The sequence below is a fragment of the Homoserinimonas sedimenticola genome, from assembly GCF_026094475.1.
In the GTDB taxonomy this organism is placed as follows: Bacteria; Actinomycetota; Actinomycetes; order Actinomycetales; family Microbacteriaceae; genus Homoserinimonas; species Homoserinimonas sedimenticola.
In genome coordinates this window covers 1634281-1654773 of record NZ_JAPELL010000001.1, presented here as the reverse complement: position 1 = coordinate 1654773, position 20493 = coordinate 1634281, and the positions used below count along the sequence as shown (strand labels likewise).

General features: G+C 68.8%; 21 protein-coding genes. 18 read left to right on the top strand and 3 right to left on the bottom strand.

Features of this window, described 5'->3' with window-relative positions; genetic code table 11:
• Positions 1-9 precede the first annotated feature (9 nt).
• A complete protein-coding gene (locus OH146_RS07730) occupies positions 10-864 on the top strand; it encodes a fumarylacetoacetate hydrolase family protein (RefSeq protein WP_265159135.1) in 855 nt (284 codons plus the stop codon).
• Between the two features lies 1 nt (position 865).
• Positions 866-1255: a RidA family protein gene (locus OH146_RS07725; RefSeq protein ID WP_265159133.1), complete on the top strand. Its 390-nt coding sequence runs from the start codon at positions 866-868 to the stop codon at positions 1253-1255.
• A gap of 38 nt (positions 1256-1293) precedes the next feature.
• Here the strand turns inward: OH146_RS07725 and OH146_RS13935 are convergent, their stop codons facing one another.
• Positions 1294-2892, bottom strand: a complete 1599-nt coding sequence (locus OH146_RS13935; protein ID WP_265159131.1) for a glycerophosphodiester phosphodiesterase family protein — start codon at positions 2890-2892, stop codon at positions 1294-1296.
• Positions 2893-3039: 147 nt separating this feature from the next.
• On the opposite strand from OH146_RS13935, the gene OH146_RS07715 reads away from it, so the two are divergent.
• The 4 genes from OH146_RS07715 to OH146_RS07700 all read left to right on the top strand — a co-directional run bounded on the left by OH146_RS07715 (position 3040) and on the right by OH146_RS07700 (position 7460).
• A complete protein-coding gene (locus OH146_RS07715) occupies positions 3040-3864 on the top strand; it encodes an ABC transporter ATP-binding protein (RefSeq protein ID WP_265159129.1) in 825 nt (274 codons plus the stop codon).
• Positions 3846-5420, top strand: a complete 1575-nt coding sequence (locus tag OH146_RS07710) for a transporter (RefSeq protein ID WP_265159127.1) — start codon at positions 3846-3848, stop codon at positions 5418-5420. The genes OH146_RS07715 and OH146_RS07710 overlap by 19 nt, the downstream gene beginning before the upstream one ends.
• 353 nt (positions 5421-5773) lie before the next feature.
• Positions 5774-6205, top strand: coding sequence for a YciI family protein (locus OH146_RS07705; RefSeq protein ID WP_265159125.1), 432 nt, complete (start codon positions 5774-5776; stop codon positions 6203-6205).
• A gap of 1 nt (position 6206) precedes the next feature.
• Positions 6207-7460, top strand: coding sequence for an RNA polymerase sigma factor (locus OH146_RS07700; RefSeq protein ID WP_265159123.1), 1254 nt, complete (start codon positions 6207-6209; stop codon positions 7458-7460).
• Here the strand turns inward: OH146_RS07700 and OH146_RS07695 are convergent.
• Positions 7438-7782 (bottom strand): ArsR/SmtB family transcription factor, encoded by a 345-nt coding sequence (locus tag OH146_RS07695; RefSeq protein WP_265159121.1) that lies wholly within the window; start codon positions 7780-7782, stop codon positions 7438-7440. The two genes, OH146_RS07700 and OH146_RS07695, sit on opposite strands and share 23 nt — an antisense overlap.
• Before the next feature lie 80 nt (positions 7783-7862).
• On the opposite strand from OH146_RS07695, the gene OH146_RS07690 reads away from it, so the two are divergent.
• The 7 genes from OH146_RS07690 (at position 7863) to OH146_RS07660 (ending at position 14116) form a co-directional block, all read left to right on the top strand.
• On the top strand, positions 7863-9215 hold the full coding sequence (locus OH146_RS07690) for a lysine N(6)-hydroxylase/L-ornithine N(5)-oxygenase family protein (RefSeq protein ID WP_265159119.1): 1353 nt from the start codon (positions 7863-7865) through the stop codon (positions 9213-9215).
• Complete coding sequence (gene arsB, locus OH146_RS07685) at positions 9194-10306, top strand: ACR3 family arsenite efflux transporter (RefSeq protein WP_265159117.1); 1113 nt, start codon at positions 9194-9196, stop codon at positions 10304-10306. Before OH146_RS07690 ends, arsB begins: the two co-directional genes overlap by 22 nt.
• The gene (locus OH146_RS07680) at positions 10303-11280 is read left to right on the top strand and encodes a metalloregulator ArsR/SmtB family transcription factor (RefSeq protein ID WP_265159115.1); all 978 of its coding nucleotides are present in this window, start codon (positions 10303-10305) and stop codon (positions 11278-11280) included. Before arsB ends, OH146_RS07680 begins: the two co-directional genes overlap by 4 nt.
• A complete protein-coding gene (locus tag OH146_RS07675; protein ID WP_265159113.1) occupies positions 11277-11672 on the top strand; it encodes an arsenate reductase ArsC in 396 nt (131 codons plus the stop codon). Before OH146_RS07680 ends, OH146_RS07675 begins: the two co-directional genes overlap by 4 nt.
• Positions 11673-11843: 171 nt before the next feature.
• Complete coding sequence (locus OH146_RS07670) at positions 11844-13091, top strand: cation:proton antiporter domain-containing protein (protein ID WP_265159111.1); 1248 nt, start codon at positions 11844-11846, stop codon at positions 13089-13091.
• Positions 13092-13126: 35 nt separating this feature from the next.
• On the top strand, positions 13127-13435 hold the full coding sequence (locus OH146_RS07665) for a thioredoxin family protein (RefSeq protein WP_265159109.1): 309 nt from the start codon (positions 13127-13129) through the stop codon (positions 13433-13435).
• A gap of 87 nt (positions 13436-13522) precedes the next feature.
• Entirely contained in the window at positions 13523-14116 is a 594-nt protein-coding gene (locus OH146_RS07660) for a hypothetical protein (protein WP_265159107.1), read from the top strand.
• 204 nt (positions 14117-14320) lie between these two features.
• Here the strand turns inward: OH146_RS07660 and OH146_RS07655 are convergent, their stop codons facing one another.
• Positions 14321-15094, bottom strand: a complete 774-nt coding sequence (locus tag OH146_RS07655) for an SDR family NAD(P)-dependent oxidoreductase (RefSeq protein ID WP_265159105.1) — start codon at positions 15092-15094, stop codon at positions 14321-14323.
• A gap of 133 nt (positions 15095-15227) precedes the next feature.
• On the opposite strand from OH146_RS07655, the gene OH146_RS07650 reads away from it, so the two are divergent.
• The 5 genes from OH146_RS07650 (at position 15228) to OH146_RS07630 (ending at position 20453) form a co-directional block, all read left to right on the top strand.
• The gene (locus OH146_RS07650) at positions 15228-15845 is read left to right on the top strand and encodes a TetR/AcrR family transcriptional regulator (RefSeq protein ID WP_265159103.1); all 618 of its coding nucleotides are present in this window, start codon (positions 15228-15230) and stop codon (positions 15843-15845) included.
• A gap of 129 nt (positions 15846-15974) precedes the next feature.
• Positions 15975-16865, top strand: a complete 891-nt coding sequence (locus OH146_RS07645; RefSeq protein WP_265160700.1) for a branched-chain amino acid ABC transporter permease — start codon at positions 15975-15977, stop codon at positions 16863-16865.
• Complete coding sequence (locus OH146_RS07640) at positions 16826-18052, top strand: ABC transporter substrate-binding protein (RefSeq protein WP_265159101.1); 1227 nt, start codon at positions 16826-16828, stop codon at positions 18050-18052. The genes OH146_RS07645 and OH146_RS07640 overlap by 40 nt, the downstream gene beginning before the upstream one ends.
• Entirely contained in the window at positions 18043-19764 is a 1722-nt protein-coding gene (locus OH146_RS07635) for a branched-chain amino acid ABC transporter ATP-binding protein/permease (protein ID WP_265159099.1), read from the top strand. Before OH146_RS07640 ends, OH146_RS07635 begins: the two co-directional genes overlap by 10 nt.
• A complete protein-coding gene (locus OH146_RS07630; RefSeq protein WP_265159096.1) occupies positions 19764-20453 on the top strand; it encodes an ATP-binding cassette domain-containing protein in 690 nt (229 codons plus the stop codon). Before OH146_RS07635 ends, OH146_RS07630 begins: the two co-directional genes overlap by 1 nt.
• Positions 20454-20493: the final 40 nt, after the last annotated feature.

The following is a 20493-nucleotide window of genomic DNA, read 5'->3' as shown; positions in this document are numbered from 1 at the left end:
GGAATCCCCATGAAGATCGCTCGCTTCCACGCCGGAGACGGCGTCTCCCGTCTCGGCCGTGTCGACGGCGACCGCGTCACCGACATCTCCGACGTCCCCGGCGTCGGCACATCGCTTCGCGCGATCCTGCCGGTGCTGCCCTCCCTAAAGGAGGCAGTCGTCTCCGCCGATGGCGCGAGCCACGCGCTCGCTGACGTCGTGCTCGAGGCGCCCATTGACAGCCCGCAGAAGTACCTCGGCATCGGCATGAACTACGCGAAGCACGCGGAGGAGGCGGCCCAGGCGGGCATCCCCATCCCGAGCAACCAGCTCTGGTTCAACAAGCAGGTCTCCTGCATCGGCGGGCCCTTCGACGACATCGTGAAGCCGAGTGTCTCGGAGGAGCTGGACTACGAGATCGAGCTGGGGGTCGTGATCGGCCAGAAGTGCCGCCACGTCTCTGTGGAGAACGCCCGCTCGGTCATCGCCGGTTACCTCGTGACGAATGATGTCTCGGTGCGAGACTGGCTGCAGAAGCGCTCCCCCACGTTCACGCTCGGCAAGTCCTTTGACACGCACGGCCCCATCGGGCCGTGGCTGACGACGGACGACGAGATCGCCGACCCGCTCAACCTGAGCATGCAGCTCACGGTCAACGGCGAGGTTCGCCAGAGCCACAAGACCGACGACATGATCTACGACATCTACGAGCAGATCGCGTACCTCACCCAGGTCATGACGCTCATGCCCGGCGACATCCTGGCGACGGGAACGCCCGCCGGTATCGCCGCCCCCACGGGCAACTGGCTCAAGGTGGGCGATGTCGTCCGGGCCGAGATCGACGGTCTCGGCGCGATCGAGAATCGCGTCGTCGCGGAGGCCTGACATGCCGCCCCGCAGGCAGAGCATCTACCTTCCCGGCTTCAGTCACAGCAACCCCATCCCGGCGGCGAGCAGGATTGGCCCGTTCCTCTACTCGGGCGTGCTGACGGGTCGCACTGCTGGGGGCGAGATGCCGTCGACGCTCGATGAGCAGTGCGCCAACGTCTTCGCCCACGTCGCCGAACTGATGGAGGCAGCGGGCGGCAGCACCGACGACATCGTGAAGATGACGTTCTGGTTGGCCGACTACCGCGACCGCGACGCGCTCAACCGCGAGTGGCTGGCGATGTTCCCGGACGCCGCGAGTCGCCCCGCCCGTCAGGCGATGGCGGCGCAGCTCGACGGCGGCTCACTCATGCAGTGCGACCTCGTGGCGGTGCTGCCGGAGGAGTAGTTTATGCTCCTTGCCGCTCCCTTCGAGGTGCGGGCGGGCTAGCCAGCAGGGCTGAGGGCGGATGCCTCGAGGTTGTCGGTCACGATGCCGTCGACTCCGAGGTCGAGGAGCGAACGCATGGCATTCTCGTCGTTCACCGTCCACGCGTAGAGCGGCATGTCCCGCGCGTGGGCGGCCTGCACCATCTCAGGGGTGATCGACGACTGTTCGATGACCAGGAAGTCGCAGTCGATGTCGGGCAACTCGCCCTGGAGCATGGCAATCGTGAGCCCGGTGTCGAGCTCGGGGTGCTCGCGTTCCAGCTCCCGCACGGTGGCGGGGTCGAGGGAGTGGAACATGTTGCCCTCGAGACCGTCGATCTCCTCGAGCTCCTCGATGACCTGGGTGGGGAAGTCACCGACCTCGTGCCCGGTGAGCTTCAACTCGATCAGCAGCGGCAGACCCAGTTGCTTCGCCCGAAGCACGTAGTCGGTCATGGTCGGAATCGCATCGCGCTGGCCGTGCATCTCGATGATCGTGCTCGTCACCTCGTCGGTCGTCATCTCGTAGACGTTCCGCGGCACGCCGGCGAGCACGGCGAGATTGCTGTCGTGGCTCGCCACGATCCCGCCGTCGCCGGTCTGCATGACGTCGACCTCGACGAAGTCCGGCTCGTGCGGCGCTGCTGCCTCGAGGCCGAGGATCGTGTTCTCGGGCCCGCCGCTGACGAAGCCTCGGTGGGCGATGACGAGGGCGTCCTCCTGCTCAGGCTCGTGGCCGTCGGCAGCGACGTAGGGGGTGACGACGGATGCTCCCGTGCTGAGCGCGACGACCGCCGTGAAGGACGCGGCGGCGACGGCGGGCGAGGTGCGATGCCGCTGCGGGGACGGGGGAGCGGCGCGCAGGGTGCCGACGAGGGCGAGGCCCGCCGCGACGGCGGCGATCACCATGAGGGCGTCGGTGAGGATGCCGGCATCCGGCGGAACCACCCGCGCGAAGAGTGCGATCGCGGCGACGACCAAGGTCATGCGCCAGTGGTCTCGCAACCAGCGCCGGGGCCCGCCGAGAGGGTCGCGCCCCCGAGCCAAGATGACGAGGGAGGCGAACACGGCGAGGGCGACGGCCGTGAGGCCGAGCACCCAGAGCGCGCCCGTGTGCGGCGTCTTCAGGAACTCGCGGCCGATGAAGGGCGGCAGGGCGATGTCTCGTGTCACGGGGGCGAAGACGGGCACCCGAAGGATCGGGGAGAGGAAGGTGATCGGGAGGATGAAGAGCAGGGACCGCCGCCACCTCCAGGTGCGGATCGTTGCAAGCGCGCCTCGGGCGATGCGGCGGGGGTCGCGGGATGGCTCCGCGGCGACCGTGAGGATCGTGGCGGTCCAGAGGAGGGCGCCACCGCAGGCCAGGAGAAGCGCCGCGGCGGCAGCAGGCCATGACTCCGGCACCGCGAGGAGCGCTGGCAGGGCCTCCGGTGTGAGGGCAGGGATCCTCGCTTGGGCGAGTGCCGCGTCAAGCAGGGCACCCGCGGCCGGTCCCACCGCTCGGGCGAGCAGCACATAGAGCGCCCAGAGCAGCAGCCAGCATCGCAGGGGAACGCCGAGGAGGCCGCCGAACGTCTGCGCGAGGGCGCGGCTTTGCTGCGCGGAGCGGGTTGGCACGTGCTCTCCTCTCGTTCTACCCGGGCCGTCCACATGCTAGGCCCGCCCCCGGCGCGCAACATTCAGAGGATGCTCGGTCACGGCGCTCACCGCGGGGAGAAGGAATGGTTCACCGGCTGACACCGCGAGCCGGACTACTGTGGTGGCATGACGGACCTGGCGCCCGAATCCACCGCAGAGCCCGGGGTCCCCACGCCTCCCCCAGCCGCGCCGAGTGGCCCGCCCGCCCTCCACATCGAGGGCCTGCGCAAGTCCTTCGGCGCCAAGCGCGCGGTCGACGGCCTGGGCCTCACGGTGCCGACGGGCTCCTTCTACGGCCTCGTCGGGCCGAACGGCGCGGGCAAGACGACAACACTGTCGATGGCGACGGGGCTCCTGCGCCCGGATGCCGGCACCATCACGGTGCTCGGAACCGACGTGTGGCGCGAGCCCGTCAAGGTCAAGTCCCTCGTGGGCGTGCTGAGCGACGGGGTCGAACTCTTCGACCGGCTCACGGGAGAACAGCTCGTGACCTATCACGGGCTCCTCCACGGGATGGACCGCGCCACCGTCGTGCAGCGCACCGCCGACCTGCTCGAGCTCCTCGACCTGCAGGGCACGGGCGGCACCCTCGTCGTCGACTACTCGGCCGGCATGACCAAGAAGATCGCCCTCGCGTGCGCCCTCGTGCACGCCCCCCGCCTCCTTGTGCTCGACGAGCCTTTCGAGTCGGTCGATCCCGTATCGGCGGCGAACATCCGTGACATCCTTGAGCAGTTCGTGCGCGGCGGCGGCACCGTCATCGTCTCGAGCCACTCGATGGACCTCGTGCAGCGGATGTGCGATCACGTCGCCGTCATCGGCGCCGGCCGCGTGCTCGCGGCGGGCACGACGGAGGAGGTGCGGGCCGGGTCCTCGCTCGAGGACCGCTTCGTGGAACTCGTCGGCGGCCGCCGCCACAGCGAGGGGCCGGCGTGGTTGCACACCTCCTGAGGCTGAGGTTCCGCCTCCTCGCGAACGGGCTGATGCGCAATCCGTGGACCCTCGTCTCGGTCGTGCTCGGCGCCGGCTTCGGGTTCATGGCGCTCGTGGGAGTCGTCGCAGGGATGGCGGCTCTCTCCTTCGCGGAACCGCGCGTCGCGTGGACGGTCGCGGTGCTTGCGGGCGCCGTCACCGTGCTCGGCTGGGTGGTGCTGCCGATCGTGTTGCGCGGCATGGACCAGTCGCTCAGCGTCAGCAAGCTCCGCGGCTTCCCCATCCCGCCGCAGCGCCTGCTCGTCGCCCTGCTGGTGGTGGGGATGCTCGGCATCCCCGGTATCGTCACCCTCGTCGGCGCGCTCTCCACGACGCTCAGCTGGTTCGGCTCTCCCATCGCGCTCCTCGCGGCTCCCATTGCCGCCGTGCTCGGAGTCGTCACGTGCGTCGCCGCCTCGCGCGCCTTCGAGTCAGTCGGTGCGGCGCTCGCGGCAGGGCGCCGCTACCGCGAGGTCATGGGCGTCATCGTCTTCATCCCCGTCATCCTCGCGGGGCCCATCATCATCTTCGCCGGCAGTTCCCTCGCCGCTCTCGCCGAGGAGTTGCCGACGATCGCCCGAGTGATCTCGTGGACGCCCCTCGGTGCCGTCTGGTCCATCCCGGGCGATCTGGCGCTGGGGCGCCCCCTCGAGGCTCTCGCCAAGTTCGCCATCGCGCTCGCGACGATCGGCGTGCTGGCGCTGCTGTGGTGGCGCAGTCTCGCACGCCTCCTCGTGTCGCCGCCGACAGCATCCGCGAGTCACGCGCGCTCGAAGGGGCTCGGCATGTTCGCGATCTTCCCCGGCACGCCGACCGGTGCGGTCGCGGCGCGTGCCGCCGTCTACTGGCTGCGCGACCCCCGCTACGGCGGCTCGCTTGTCGTGCTGCCGCTCATCGCCGTCATCGCGGTCTTCCTTGCCGTGACCGAATCGACGTGGATGCTCGCAGTGCTGGGCCCCTTCGTCGCCGCAACTCTCGCAATCACCCTGTGCGCCGAGGTCTCCTACGACGGCACCGCCTTCGCCGCCCACCTCGCGACGGGCGTGAGCGGAGCCGCCGACCGTGCGGGTCGCGTCATTACCCTCGCGATCATCTCGGTGCCGGCGGTCGCGCTCGCGACGATCCTGCCGCTCCTGTACCTGGACAGCGCTGACGCGATCCCCGCAACCCTCGGCATCGGCTTCGGTCTGCTGTTCACGGGCTTCGGGGTGTCGAGCATCGCCTCCGCCCGCTTCCTCATGCCCGTGCCGGCGGCGGGCGAGAGCCCCTTCAAGACCCCGGCGGGTTCGACCGTCGGCGCCCAACTGCGGATGCTCGCCACCTGGGCCATCGTGTTCGCGTTGGCGCTCCCCGAGGTTGTGCTCGGTGTTGTCGCTATCACGACGGGGAACACGCTGCTCGGGGTCATCACGCTCGTGCTCGGCATCCTGCTCGGCTGCGCCCTCATGGTGGTCGGCATCCGTCTGGGCGGCGCGCTGCTCGAGCGTCGCGGGCCGGAGCTGCTCGCGGCCCTGCACAGGGCGCGCGGGGCCTGACGCGCGAGGCGTGCTTGCGCCCGAGCATCCGCCGGCAGCCTTGCCGTGCTCCTCGTCGAGTGGACGCAAATGCGTCTACCAGCTCGCCGCGAGGGCCCAGGAAGACGCATTTTCGTCCACTCGCGCGTTGTCCTCGCCCGCCGCCTGCCCGGTGCCCAGCCGCGCGGCCTGCGATTTCTGATGCACTTTCGTCGCGCCACGCCATGCAGGCCCGTCACTCACCGGCGCGTCGCCCGAAAACTGCATCAAAAACCGCAGCACAAAATTTCCACCCCCGTGTCGATTTCGCTTCGCCCCGTTCGACGCAATAGTGAGAGGGGCAATCGGCCCCACCGACATAGGGAGTACGAACAATGGCGAAGTACATGCTGATCATGCGCAACAGCGGCTCTGAGACGAACTTCGAAGACATGGACTTCGAGGCCGTCATCAACGCGATGGGCGCCTACAACGAGTCGATGATGAAGGCGGGCGTGCTGCTCGGTGGCGAGGGGCTGACGGATGCCGCGCAGGGCGCCGTCGTCGAGTTCACCGCCGAGGCACCCATCGTCTCCGACGGCCCCTACGGCGAGGTGCACGAGCTCTTCAACGGCTTCTGGACGCTCGAGGTCGCCACCCGTGAGGAGGCGATCGAGTGGGCCAGCCGGGCGCCGCTCGGCCCTGGCAACAAGATCGAGGTGCGCCGCATGACCGACGAGTCCGACTTCGCCGACTACTCCGACAACGAGTACATCCAGAAGGAGGAGGGCTGGCGCGAGGAGCTGGCCAAGAAGAGCCAGGCGTGACATGAGCCGCGACATCCACCGCTTGGTCGACGCCGTCTGGCGCATCGAGAGCGCGCGCATCGTCGCGACGCTCGCGAAGGTGACGGGCGACGTCGGCCTTGCGGAGGATCTCGCACAGGAGGCGCTCGTCGAGGCGCTCGAGCAGTGGCCGCGGGCGGGGGTCCCGCGGAATCCGGGCGCGTGGTTGACGGCGGTCGCAAAGCGTCGCGCGATCGATGCCTGGCGGCGCCGGGACGCCCTTGACGAGCGCTACCGGGCGATCGCGCACGACCTCGACGAGACGACGGATGCCGCGTGGGAGCCGATCGACGACGACGTGCTGCGGCTCGTCTTCACGGCGTGCCATCCGGTGCTCTCGCGCGAGTCGCAGGTCGCCCTCACGCTGAGGGTGGTGAGCGGTCTCACGACGGAGGAGATCGCGCGGATGCTGCTGGTGCCGGTCGCGACGGTGCAGGCTCGCATCACGCGGGCGAAGAAGACCCTCGCGGCGGCGCACGTGCCTTTCGAGACGCCCGAACCTGCGGAGTGGCCCGCCCGCCTCGCCGGGGTGCTCGGCGTCGTCTACCTCCTTTTCACGGAGGGTTACGCGGCGACGAGCGGTGACCGCTGGATTCGCGAGGATCTAGCCCGCGAGGCGTTGCGGCTCGGCCGCGTGCTGGCGGGCTTGGTCCCGCGCGAGCCCGAGGCGCACGCACTCGTTGCGCTTATGGAGTTCCAAGCGTCGCGCTTCGCCGCGCGCGTCGCATCCGATGGTTCCCCCGTGCTTCTCGCTGATCAGGATCGCGCCCGCTGGGATCGCGCCCAGATCGCTCGCGGTGTCGAGGCCCTGAAGCGGGCGGATGCTGCGGCTCGCGGTCGCGGCAGCTACGCGCTCCAGGCGGCCATCGCCCAGTGCCACGCCGTCGCGCCGAGCGTCGAGGAGACGGACTGGGAGCAGATCGTGATCCTCTACGAGGCGCTGGGGAGGGCGGCCCCGAGTCCCGTCGTCGAGCTGAATCGCGCGGTCGCGGTCTCGGTGGCGACAGGTCCCGCCACGGCACTGAGAATCGTGGACGCCCTGGCCGACGAGCCGGCCTTCCGCGGCTCGCACCTGCTGCCGAGCGTGCGGGGCGAACTGCTCGCGCAGTTGGGCCGCACCGAGGAGGCCCGTTCGGAGCTGCTCACCGCGGCGGGCTTGACCGCTAACGAGCGGGAGGCCGCGGTGCTTCGGAAGAAGGCCGCGGCTCTATCCCCTACACAGAGCGGAGCGCCGTAGCCGCCGCCTCAAGTGCACCCTCCGCGACCGCGAAGTAGGCCCACTTGCCACGCTGCTCGCGGGTCACGAGTCCGGCTTCGGTGAGCAGCTTCATGTGGTGCGAGACGGTGCCCTGCGAGAGGCCCACGGGTTCGGTGAGGTCGCAGATGCACGCCTCGCCGCCCTGACCGCCCGCGATGAGGGAGAGCAGGCGCACGCGGGTGGGGTCTCCCAGCGCCTTGAACACGCGCGCCAGCTGCTCGGCCTCGTCGGCCGTGATGGCGGAGGTGACGCTGGGGCTGCAGCACGAGGCATCCGCGGTGATGGTGGTCGGCAGGCTCACACCACGATTCTGCCACGCATTGACATTTTTCGATAGATGCGGGAGTCTCGTCACATCGAAATCCGTCAATTGGAGGAGACATGATGTCGGAGCTTCCCGTTGTCGTCGTCGGCGCTGGCCCTCAGGGTCTCGCCGCAGCTGCCCACCTACGCGAGCGCGGCCTTGACGCAATTGTACTGGAGCGCGGGCAGGGCCCGGCGGCCGCCGTGGCCGAGTGGGGGCACGTGCGCCTCTTCTCTGCCTGGCCCGAGCTGACGGATGCCGCGGCCAGGCGCCTGCTCGAGGCGCGCGGGTGGGCGGCTCCCCAGAGCGGTTACCCGACCGGCGCCGACTGGGTGCGCGACTACCTCGCGCCCCTCGCCGAGGCGCTCGGTGACAGCATCCGCTACGGCACGACCGTCACGGGCATCTCTCGCCTCGGGCGCGACAGGGTCGTCGACGATGGGCGCGACGGGCAGCCCTTCGTGCTCCACGCGCTCGACGGCGACGGCAAAGAGCTGCGGATGCTTGCCCGCGCGGTCATCGATGCGAGCGGCACCTGGCACCAGCCCAACCCAGCGGGCGCTGACGGCTACCCGGCTCTCGGGGAGAGGGCGGCGAGCGATCTGGTCTCATATCGAATTCCGGAAGACCTGTCGGCGTTCGCCGGTCGCCACCTTGCCGTGGTCGGCGCCGGGCACTCTGCGAGCCACACGGTGCTTCGCCTGGCGGAGCTCGCCCGCCGAGCGCCGGGCACGACCGTGACGTGGATGCTGCGGCGAGGCACGCCTGCGAACCTCTTCGGCGGCGGGGACGCCGATGGCCTCCCGGAGCGCGCCGCGCTCGGCGCTCGCGCCAAAAAGGTCGTCGACGAGGGACTCGTAACGCTCCAGACGGGTTTCAGGGTTTCCGAGCTGCGCGGGGCGGCCGACGCGCTCACAGTCATCGCCGGGGATGGCCGCGCTGTCGAGGGCGTGGCACACCTCTTCGCCCTCACGGGTTTCCGACCCGACACGGGGATGCTCTCGGGCCTTCGTATCCAGCTCGACCCTGCCCTTGAGGCTGTCGCGGGCATCGCCGACGAGATCGACCCCAACATCCACTCGTGTGGCACGGTCGCGGCGACGGGCGCGCGGCAGCTTCGGCAGCCGGAGGAGGGCTTCTTCATCGTGGGGGCCAAAAGCTACGGCCGCGCCCCGACCTTCCTTGCGCTGACCGGCTACGAGCAGGTGCGCAGCGTCGTCGCCGAACTCGCGGGAGATCGGGAGGCGGCTGCCCGGAACGAGTTGGTGCTGCCCGAGACGGGCGTGTGTGGCGGAGCGGGCGACTTTGGCGGTGGCAGTTGCTGCTCCCCCGCGCCACTGCAGATCGGACGCAGGCCGCTCTCGGTCAAGCCATTGACCCGTGCTTCGACATCCGTCAATATAGACCCATGTCGAAGCAAGGGGACCTGACGGCCGAACGCACACCCGTGGCATCCACCACCCGCAGGCTCTCGACGCTCGACCGCTGGCTACCGCTATGGATCGGTTTGGCCATGGTGGCCGGCCTCGCGCTGGGCCGCCTCGTCCCCGGCGTTTCGGAGGTATTGGCCCGACTCGAGGTCGGCGGGATCTCGGTGCCCATCGCACTGGGACTACTGGTGATGATGTACCCGGTGCTGGCGAAGGTGCGCTACGACCGGGTCGCAGCGGTCACGGGCGACACGAGACTGCTCATCTCCTCCCTCGTGCTCAACTGGCTCGCGGGGCCGGCGCTCATGTTCGCGCTCGCCTGGATCTTCCTGCCCGACCTGCCCGAGTACCGCACGGGCCTCATCATCGTGGGGCTCGCTCGCTGCATCGCGATGGTCGTCATCTGGAACGACCTCGCGTGCGGCGACCGGGAGGCCGCGGCCGTGTTGGTCGCGATCAACTCGGTGTTCCAGGTGGTGGCGTTCTCGCTTCTCGGTTGGTTCTACCTCACGGTCCTCCCCGCGTGGCTCGGCCTCGACACCCAGGGTCTTGAGATCTCGGTCGGCGAGATCGCGGTCAACGTGCTGATCTTCCTCGGAGTGCCCCTCGCCGCGGGGTTCGCCTCGCGTTTCATCGGAGAGCGCCGCAAGGGCCGCGCCTGGTACGAGGAGAAGTTCATTCCGCGCATCGGTCCGTGGGCGCTCTACGGCCTTCTCTTCACGATCGTGCTGCTCTTCGCGCTGCAGGGTGAGCAGGTGACATCCCAGCCTCTTGACGTTGCGCGCATCGCCCTGCCACTGCTCGTGTACTTCGCCGTCATGTGGTTCGCGGGCCTCCTCACCGGGCGGATGCTCGCACTCGGGTACGCCCGCTCCACGACCTTGGCCTTCACCGCCGCCGGCAACAACTTCGAGCTCGCCATCGCCGTTGCGATCGGCACCTTCGGCGCCACCTCCGGTCAGGCACTCGCCGGGGTCGTCGGCCCGCTCATCGAGGTTCCCGTGCTCGTCGGCCTCGTGTACGTGTCGCTCTGGGCGGCGCGCTCCTGGTTCCACACCGACCCCTACGCCGTCGAAGGAGCACCACGATGACCGTCACGGAGTGTGCGCCCGCCGCCACCCATGCGATGGGGGAGCCCGCGGCATCCGCTCTCTCCGCCACCCTGAAAGCGCTCGCCGACCCGCTGCGCCTGCGCATGCTCTCGGCAATCGCCGCCGACTCCCGTGGCGAGTCGTGCGTGTGCGATCTGGCCGAGCTTGCGGATGTCTCGCAGCCGACCGTCTCGCACCACCTGCGGGTGCTGAAGGATGTTGGTGTGCTGGCCTCCGAGCGCCGGGGAACCTGGGTCTGGTACCGCATCACCCCTGAGCTCCGCCCCGCCGTCACGACGCTGCTCGACTCCTTTGCGCCGGCGGCCGTGCACCCGGAGCGCCGGGGATATGCCGGGCTCGACGACGTGGACGAGGCGCTGACGCACCTGGCGGCGATGCTCCAGGCGCGCTTCGCAAGCCTCAGCGTGGAACTCGTCACCGCAGTGGTGCGAGAGTCGTATGCATCCCTCGCCCGCTCGGCGCGCATCTCGACCCACCTGGTGTCGCTCACCAAGCGTTTCGCAACGCAGCGCCTCATGGACATCACGCGGGACCGCGACAACGGGGTGCCCCAGGTGCTGTTCGTGTGTGTCGCCAATGCGGGCCGCTCGCAGCTCGCGGCCGCACTCGTGAACCAACTCTCCGGCGGGAGAGTGATCGCCCGCTCGGCCGGCTCGGCACCGGCGGCCGAGATCCACCCGAATGTGGAGCCGCTGCTGGCGGAGATCGGCGATAACGACCTTCACTTTCCCAAACCCATCACCGACGATGCCGTGCGCGCGGCCGATGTGGTTGTGACGATGGGGTGCGGCGACGTCTGCCCGATCATCCCGGGCGTGCGCTACGAGGACTGGGCGGTGGGCGACCCGGCCCTCGCCTCGCCCGAGGGTGTCGCCGCCATCCGGGACGATATTGCCGAGCGCGTGAACGACCTCTTGACCACTCTTCTCACCGACACTGGAGCATCCGAATGACCAAGCCCTCCGTTCTCTTCGTCTGCGTGCACAACGCGGGCCGCTCCCAGATGGCCGCGGGCTTCCTGCGGCACCTGGCCGGCGACCGCGTCGAGGTTCGCTCCGCAGGCTCGATGCCGGCCGACCAGATCAACCCCGTCGCGGTCGAGGTGATGGCGGAACTCGGTATCGACATCGCCGCCGAACAGCCCAAGGTGCTGACGGATGACGCGGTGCAGGCCTCCGACGTCGTCATCACCATGGGCTGCGGCGACGCGTGCCCCTACTTCCCCGGCAAGCGCTACGAGGACTGGAAGCTCGACGACCCGGCCGGGCAGGGGGCGGATGCGGTGCGCCCGATCCGGGACGACATCCGTCGCCGCATCGAGCAGTTGCTGGGCGAGTTGCTCTGACCCGGGCTGCGCTGCGACGGTTTTAGACGCTGCAGCGATTGCCCCAAGACGCGATCCGGTTCCTGCGACCTCACTGCCTGTCGCAATCCTTTGTGAGAGCAGGTGCTGCACAGCTCTGTTCGAACGTACGGTCAAGAAGACCTGACCAGCCGGCAGAACTGTGAGGACCTGGTGGACGTCAATCTCGTGCTGACTCTCTTCGCGGGAGCCCTGCTGGTGTTCGCTGCCTTCTCCACCGTGCTGCAGCGCGCCAGCGTACCCGGCCCTCTGCTGTGCCTGGCGTTCGGTGTGCTGATCGGGCCGCACGCGCTGGGGCTGCTGCGGATGGAGGACTTCGGGGTGCCCACGGGCACGCTGCTCGAAGAGGTTGCCCGCATCACCCTCGGGGTGGGCCTCGCCGGCGTCGCGCTGCGGCTCCCGCACGGGTACTGGAAGGAGAACGTGCGCTGGATCGCGGCCATCATCGGGCTCGGCATGGTCCTCATGTTCATCGTCGCAACAGGCGTGCTGTGGTGGGGCCTCGCCGCGCCGTTCCTTGTGGCGCTGGCGGTCGGCGCGATCGTCACGCCGACCGACCCCGTCGTCACTACCCCCATCGTCACCGGATCGCTCGCGCAGCAGAAGGTCACCGAGCGTGTGCGCCACAACCTCTCGGCCGAGAGCGGAGTCAACGACGGCCTCGCCTACCTCTTCGTGATGCTGCCCGTGCTCCTCATCACCAAACCGGGCCACGCGTGGCAGGAGCTGCTGACCACGGTGCTGCTGTGGGAGGTGCTTGGTGCCGCTGTCATCGGGGCCATTGCCGGGTATCTGCTGGCGAAACTCTTCATCCTGGTCCGCGAGAAGGGCCTCATGGAGGAGAGCTCCTACCTGGCCTTCATCGTGCCCCTCGCGCTGCTTCTTCTAGGGGCGGGCAAACTCATCGGCACGGATGCTCTGCTCCTCGTCTTCGTCGGCGTGGCCGTCTTCGGCCAGGTGATCCCCCAGCGCGAGGAGGCGGAGGAAGACAAGGTGCACGACGCCATGGCCCGGCTGTTCCTGCTGCCGGTCTTCATCCTCCTCGGCATCGCACTGCCGCTCGCCGAGTGGGCGCGCCTCGGCTGGATCGCGCCCGTCGTCATCCTTGCTGCGGTGCTCCTGCGGCGACTGGTCACCGTGTGGGCGTTGCGCCCTCTGATCGCGAGCATCCATGATCGCCCCGAGACGGCGTTCCTCAGCTGGTTCGCCCCCGTGGGCGTTTCGGCGCTGTTCTACGCCACCCTGGCGGAGCGGCACACCGGCAACCATGACATCTTCGTCTATGTGACCGTCGCGATCGCAGCATCCGTCGTGGTCCACGGCCTCACCTCGGCACCGCTCAGCGCGTGGCTGAAGCACCGCGAGCCGGAGCTGAAGGAGACCGAGGAGACGAGCGCGTAGGTCGCGCATGGGGTTGGCTGGGTTAGCGTCGAAGCATGAGCGACTCGGTAGCGCACGGCGTGCAGCTTGAGCTGTACTCCTCGAGCTTCTGCGCGGCCTGCCGTCAGACTCGCGCGGTGCTCGGGCGGGTCACCGGGATGCTGCCCACCCTTGCTCTCGTCGAGCACGACGTCGCAGCCGTGCCGGAGCTGGCCGAGAGCAACACGATCGTGGCGACGCCGACGGTCATCGTGCGCAACGCGGAGGGGAAGGAAACCTTCCGGGCGGCAGGAGTGCCCACCGTGGAGCAGGTGCTCCGTGCGGTCGCGCTCGCGGCGAGCAGGAACCTTCCGACCTCCGAGTGAGCGCGCTTCTGCTCAGGAGAGCTGATCCGCGGGAGCCCCCGCTGTGGGGGAGCGCGCCGAGGTGAGTGCCCCCTCTATGCTCACGAAATGGGCATATTCAGACGGAAGAAGCCTCCCGTTGAGCCGGAGGCGAACGTCTTCGTGCACCTGAACGCGCGTGTGCGGCCATTGGATCGAGGGAGCGTCTACGAAGACCCTCTGGACGAGGCATTCGCGCGCATCGCACCCGGCAGTCAGGTGGTCGGCGGCGGTACAGAGTTCCATCCTGAGAAGGGTCCGCTGTCCTGCGATTCCGACCTGGCAGTCGTTGGTGACACAGAGGATGCCGTCCCCCAAGTGATCGAGGCGCTGGAATCGTTCGGCGCTCCCGTCGGCTCATGGTTGACCATCAAGGACGGGCCAAAGGTGCCGTTTGGCATCACCCACGGTTTTGCCCTGACCCTGGACGGGACGTCACTCCCCGACGAGGTCTATGCAGAGAACGACGTCAACGACCTGGTCAATGATCTGGTCGCTGAGCTCGAAGGCCACGCCACGCTCCAGTCGTGGTGGGCGGGGCCACAGAACACGTCGCTCTACTTCTACGGTGTGGATCCGGATCGGCTGCGATCGGTCCTCGAATCGGCGGCATCCCGCTCCCCGCTCGCGCAGGGGAGCCGCGTGGAGATGATCACCGACTAGCTGGACCCGGCAGGCCGCAGATCGAGGGGGCGCTACTTTGACCGTGCCTGTCGACATCGCGCGCGTCGCTGCTACTCCAGCCGCTGCCGTTCGCGGCGGACCCTGCTGCGCCGACACCCGAGGAGCGGGCCGCCACGATTGCGGCGATCCGCGCCTACCAGGAGATCTTCGACACCCACTGACGCTGCCGAGGCTCAAACGGTATCAGTCACTTACGAGGGTGCCGCCGTCGACCACGATGTTCTGCCCGCTCGTGAAACCGCCCGCCCTCGAGGCGAGCCACAGCACCGTGCCGGCGACATGGCTGGGGTCGCCGAAGCGTCGCATGGGGGTCTTGGCGAGCCGAGCATCCCGGCCCGCGCCCTCCGTGATGGGCTTGGCGAACTCGGTTGCGATGACCCCGGGCGAAATGGCGTTGACCCGCACGCCGCTGTGACCCCATTGCACGGCGAGGTTGCGAGCGAGCTGCGCGTTGGCCGCCTTCGTGATGCCGTAGAGACCCAGCATGGAGTTGCCTCGCAGCCCCGACAGGCTCGACATGATGATGAACGCGCCGTCGCCGCGCTCGGCCATCTGGGGAATCGTGCGGTTCGCGAGGCGGAGAGGGCTGCGCACATGGATGTCGAACATGCGGTCGAGCTGCGCATCGGTGCTGCTCGTGTGCGGTCCCGTGTCGAGGGCCACCCCGGCATTGCAGAAGACGGTGTCGATGCGGCCGTGGGTCGCGAGCACCCACTCCACCAGGAGGTCGAGCTCGCGCTCATCCGCGACATCGCAGGCGCGGCCCGTGACGGGCAGACCGCGGTCGGCGAGTTCGCGCGCCACCGCTTCCGGCTCGTCGGCAGGCAGGCTGCACAGCACCGTGTGGGCGCCGGCCGATGCGAGCACTTCGACGGTCGCAAGACCGAGCCCCGTCGCGCCGCCTGTCACGAGAGCGACGGTGCCCTCAAGGGAGAAGAGTTCGGCTGCTGAGGGCATGGGCGTGGCGCTCCTTCAACGGGTGGCGGATCGTCGGCACCCTACCAGTGCTACCCCTCACCGCTGGCGGCGCGTTCGCGACCTCGCTCACGAGTGGCTAGCATGTGCTCAACCACGACCGTAGGGAGGGGCGATGGCTCTCCACACACGCGACGTCGATGTCGTGCGCATCGACGCGCAGCAGAATCGCGTCGCCATCATCAAGGCCGTGCGCGATCTCGTAGCCGTCAAGGGCGACGGCGTCAGCATCCGTGAGATCGCACAGGCGGCGGGTGTCGGCACCGCGACCCTCTACCGCCACTTCGAGGGCAAGAAGGATCTGCTCGACGGCGTATCAGTCTACCGCTGGACTCAGATGCGGCAGGCCGCCCAGACGTCGCCACAGCAGGGGGCGGAGCCCACGGCTCAGGGCCTCCGCCGCGTCGTGGGCATCATCGACATGTATACGCGGATGACGACCGCGGACGCCGAGTTCATCCACGCCCTCGGTCTGCGGGTAGGCCACGACCCTTCCGGCATCGGTCCTCTCCGCGACGCGTTCGACCCCAGCTTCGCTGAGCTCTGGGCGCTGGGCCAGGAGCACGGCGAGATCCGTCGCACGGCGCATCCGAATGACGCCATCGAGATGGCGGGGGCAATCCGCGAATCCAACCGTAGGCTCCAGATGCTCACGCTCCTCGTCGCCGGAATCGCCACCCCTCAGGTGGACCCGGAGCAGATCGTGCGGGAGCTGTATCTGCGGCGAAATTGAGAACTGCGGCCCCTCTTGTTCTCACTTGCTTTGAGCGGAGGGTGCCACTGCTGAGCATAGCCTCATGCACTGTCGCAATGAACGTCTCGGAGTGGTTCCGTCCGTAGATCCACGCGAGGTGGCGTGACGATGGACGCCGTCGTCACCCTCGCCCTCTCGGTGTTCACCCTGTTCGGCTTCTACGCCCTCCTCGCCGTCGGCATGGGCCTGATCTTCGGCCAGCTCGGCGTCGTCAACGTGGCACACGGCGAACTTGTCATGGTGGGCGCCTTCGTCATGTTCGCTCTGGCGGATGTCCCGTTCCTGCCCCGTCTCCTCCTGGCCGTGCTGATCGGGCTCGTGCTCGGGGTCGTCATCGAGCGCCTTGTGCTCTCAAACCTCTACGAACGCGGCTTCCTCGCGACGCTTCTCGCGATGTGGGGTGTGAGCATCGTGCTTCGGGAGGGCGCGAACGCGATCTTCGGTTCGACTCCAGCCTCGGTGCGCGCTCCCATTCAGGAGAACATCGAGATCCTGGGCGTGAGCTACCCGCTCTACCGCCTGATCATCGCCGTCGTCGCACTCGCGATCGTCGCGGCGGTGTTGCTCGTGACCTACCGCACCAAACTGGGCCTCGTCGTGCGAGCCACCGTCGACAACCGCGACATGGCGTCCGTGCTCGGCATCCCGCCGCGCCTCGTCGTCACAGGTACCTTCGCAGTCGGCGCGATGCTCGCCGTGCTGGCCGGTGCCCTGCAGAGTCCGCTCCTCGGCGTCACGCCGATGGTGGGGGCCGCATTCCTTGCGCCGGCGTTCTTCGCCGTGCTGCTCGGTCGGGCCGGTTCGCTGCCCGGCGCGATCTTCGGCGCATTCGTCGTCGCCCTCCTGAGCACGGTGCTGCGCACCTACCTCAACGAGACCCTGGCTCAGGTCGTGCTCTTCGCTTTGCTCATCGTCCTGGTCGCCGTTCGCCCGAACGGCATTGATTGGAGGAAGGTCCAATGGAAACCACGCACGCAGCCCGCGCAGGTCGCGGCATGACCGCGCTTCGGCGCACGAGCGGCATCATCGCCGCCGTCACTCTCACGACTTCGCTGGCCGCGTGTGCTGGCGGGGCCATCGGGGGCGGCACCGAGGGAGGCGACGACGTGTTCAAGGTCGGGCTCATCTCGCCCGTTACAGGCCCCGTCGTGCAGGAGGCCACCGCCATGCAGCGCGGCTTCGAGCTCGCGATCGAGAAGATTAACGCTGAGGGCGGCGTGCTCGGCCAGCCGGTCGAGGTCGTCACAGTCGACGACCAGGCGGATGCGGCCAAGTCGACGCAGCTGGCCCAGCGCCTCATCAGCCAGGACCAGGTCGACTACATCTTCGGCACCATCCCCGGCGACACGACGGCTGCCGTCGCGCAGGTCGCGGAGTCGGCGAAGGTGCCCTTCTCCTCCGCCATCCTCGGCAACGCAGGCGTGTGCGGTCAATACTTCTTCCCTTTCGGCGAGCCGAACGCTTCGCTGCTCAACGGCCTGCTGCCTCAGATGATCGCCGACCACGGCACCAAGGTCGCGCTCGTCGGCAACGACTACGCGTTCCCGCGCGGCTACTTCGCGGACGCGCGCACTGTGCTCGAGGAGCTGGGCGCGACCGTCGTGCTCGAGGAGTACTCGCCCATGGGCACGGCCGACTGGCAGCCCGTCATCTCCAAGATCAAAGCGGCCGCGCCCGACTGGGTGCTGACGGCGGTCGTCGGTGCGGACGCCACGGCTCTCGTCACGCAGGCGGACCAGGCCGGCATCCTCGACTCGATGGGCTTCACGGGTGTCAGCCTCATCGCCGACTTCTACCCAGGTCTCACCGACCGCATGCACGGCCTCACCCTTGTCGGGCGCTACTCCGACCAGCTCGACAACGAGGCCAACAAGGAGTTCGTTGACGCGTTCCGCGAGGCGTACGACTTCTCCGACCCGATACCTTCGGTCGCCGCGAACGCCTATGAGGGCATGCTCATGATCGCCGACGCCGTCGAGCAGGCGGGGTCCACGGAGGGTGCCGACATCGCGAAGGCGCTCGGCGAGGGCGAGGTCGAGAACGGGGTCTTCGGTGGAGGCTCCTTCAACGAGGACCGCTTCTTCATGACGGAGACGGCCCGCTTCGAGATCCGTGAGGGCGGCGCCTACGTGCCCGTCGAGACCTTCCCCGCCGACATTGAGGGGATCACGCCCCGATGCGCGTGACCTCCCCGTCGCGGCCTGAGCCGAGGGTCGCCACCCGTCACTGGGTGGCGCTCTCGGCCGCGGCCGTCGCGATCGCGGCCGCGCCGTTCGTGTTGCCGAGCTATCCGCTGGCCCTTCTGACGCTCGCGCTCGCCTATGGGCTCTTCGCCTTCGGCCTCGACCTCTCGTGGGGCCGAGCGGGCGTGGTCAGCATCGGCCACGCGGCGTTCTTCGGCCTGGGTGCCTACGGCGTGGCGATCGCCGGGCAGAACGGTGTGCCCCAGTTGCTCGGCGCCGTCGCGGCACTCGTTCTCTCGGCTGTCGTGGCGCTGATCGTCGGGCGCATCGGCCTCGGACCGAGGGCCCTCGCGTCAACCATGGCCGTCATCACGCTCGCCCTCACACTCCTCGCAGAGCAGGGCGCCCGCTCCTGGCTGAGCCTCACCAACGGGAGCAACGGCATCTACGTGCCGTCGCCCGGCGTCGTGACCAACTTCTACGTCACGGGCATCCTCGTCTTTCTTATCGTCGCCGTGATCTGGGTCGTGCTGCTGAGGGGCCGCTTCGGCCGCCGCGCGGTGGCCGTGCGCTTCAACGAGCACCGCACCGAGCACCTCGGTGTGAGCCCCATGCGCACCAAAGTCACGGCCTTCGTGCTGAGCGCACTCGTCGCGACGGCGGCCGGCGCGATCGCCGCCCCCGTCATGGGGCTCGTCTCGCCCGCAACGCTTGGCATCGTCATGTCGACCCAGGTGCTCGTCTGGGTGGCCGTGGGTGGCAAGGGCACCATCTTCGGCGTCTTTCTGGGTGCCGGTGTCGTCACGATCGGCCAGCAGTACCTGGGCGACGCGATCGGGGCCTGGTATCTGCTCGTGCTCGGCGTCGTCTTCATCCTCGTCGTCAAGTTCGCCCCCTCGGGCCTCGTCGGCATCGCCTCCGGCCTGCTGCGCCGCAGCGTGTCGAGGGCGGCATCGCAGGGTGCCGTCATCGCGTCGAACGGCGCTCCGGATGCACCCAAGCACATTCCCGCTGAGGGCGCGGCCGCCGTCCGCGTCAGCCAGGTGCAGAAGTCGTTCGGCCCCGTGCCAATCATCAACGGCGTCGACCTCACCATCCAGCGCGGTGAAGTCGTCTGCCTCATCGGCCCCAACGGGGCAGGAAAGACGACGCTCCTCAATCTCATCGCGGGAGACCTTGCTCCAACGTCGGGCCGTATCGAGGTGCTTGGAGAGGATGTCACGAACTGGGCGCCGCACCGTCGGGCCCACCTGGGCCTCGGCCGCCTCTTTCAGGTACCGAGCCTCTACCCGGACCTGACCCCGGCGCAGAACATGGCGTTCGCGCGAGCAGAGGCCTTCCGGGCGGTCGAGTTGCCGGCGGAGCTGGACCGCTTCTCCGCCATGGACGACCTGCTCGCGAGCGACCTGTCGCTCGCGGACCAGCGCTCGCTGGAGCTCGCCATGGCGATCGCCTGGGGACCCGAGGTCGTGCTGCTCGACGAGCCCGCGGCCGGTCTCTCACACGAGGACTCTCTGCGGCTCGCCTCCCTCATGCGGAGCCTCAACGGGCAGTTGGGATGCACGCTCCTCGTCGTCGAGCACGACATGGACATCGTGCGCGAACTGGCCGACCGGGTCGTCGTGCTGGCGAACGGCCGGGTGCTAACAGTCGGAACGATGGACGAGGTCGTGTCGCATGACGACGTGCGCACGGCTTATTTGGGAGCGGTGTGATGCTGGCGATCGAGAAGCTGACCGCGGGTTACGGCAAGACGACCGTCGTCGACGACGTGACCCTGACCCTCGAGGCGGGCACCGTGACGGCTCTCCTGGGGCGCAACGGCGTGGGCAAGACGACGCTGCTGCGGGCGATCTTCGGCCTGTGTCACCGTCACGGCGGCGGGCTGTCGATGGACGGCAAGCCCCTTCCTCCGGGCCGTGCCGAGGTACCCGCCCGGCGCGGCATGACCCTCCTGCCCGACGACCGCGGCGTGTTCCCCACTCTCACGATCGAGGAGAACCTGCGGCTGGCCGAGCGCAGGGGCTACCGCCCACCCGTCGATGTGAAGGAGCTCTTCCCGCTCCTCGTCGAGCGCGCGGAGCAGCCCGCCGGTCAGCTCTCCGGCGGCCAGAAGCAGCAGGTGGGCATCGCCCGCGCCATCCTCGCTGGCGAGCGCTTCATCGCGATCGACGAACTCTCGCAGGGCCTGCAGCCCTCGCTCGCTCAAGCGGCGCTCGAGGCGCTGCGTGCCGTCGCGGCCACGGGAGTCGGCGTGCTCTTCGTGGAGCAGGGGCCGAGGTATCCGCTGGCCTACGCCGACCGCATCGTCGGCATGGTCAAGGGCCGAATCGTGCTTGACCGCCCCGGCGACGAGCTGCGCACCGACCCCACCGCCGTGACCGACCTCCTGGTCGTGAGCTGAGGCAACAAAATCGGCGCTCGGCGCCACCAGTGAAAGGCAA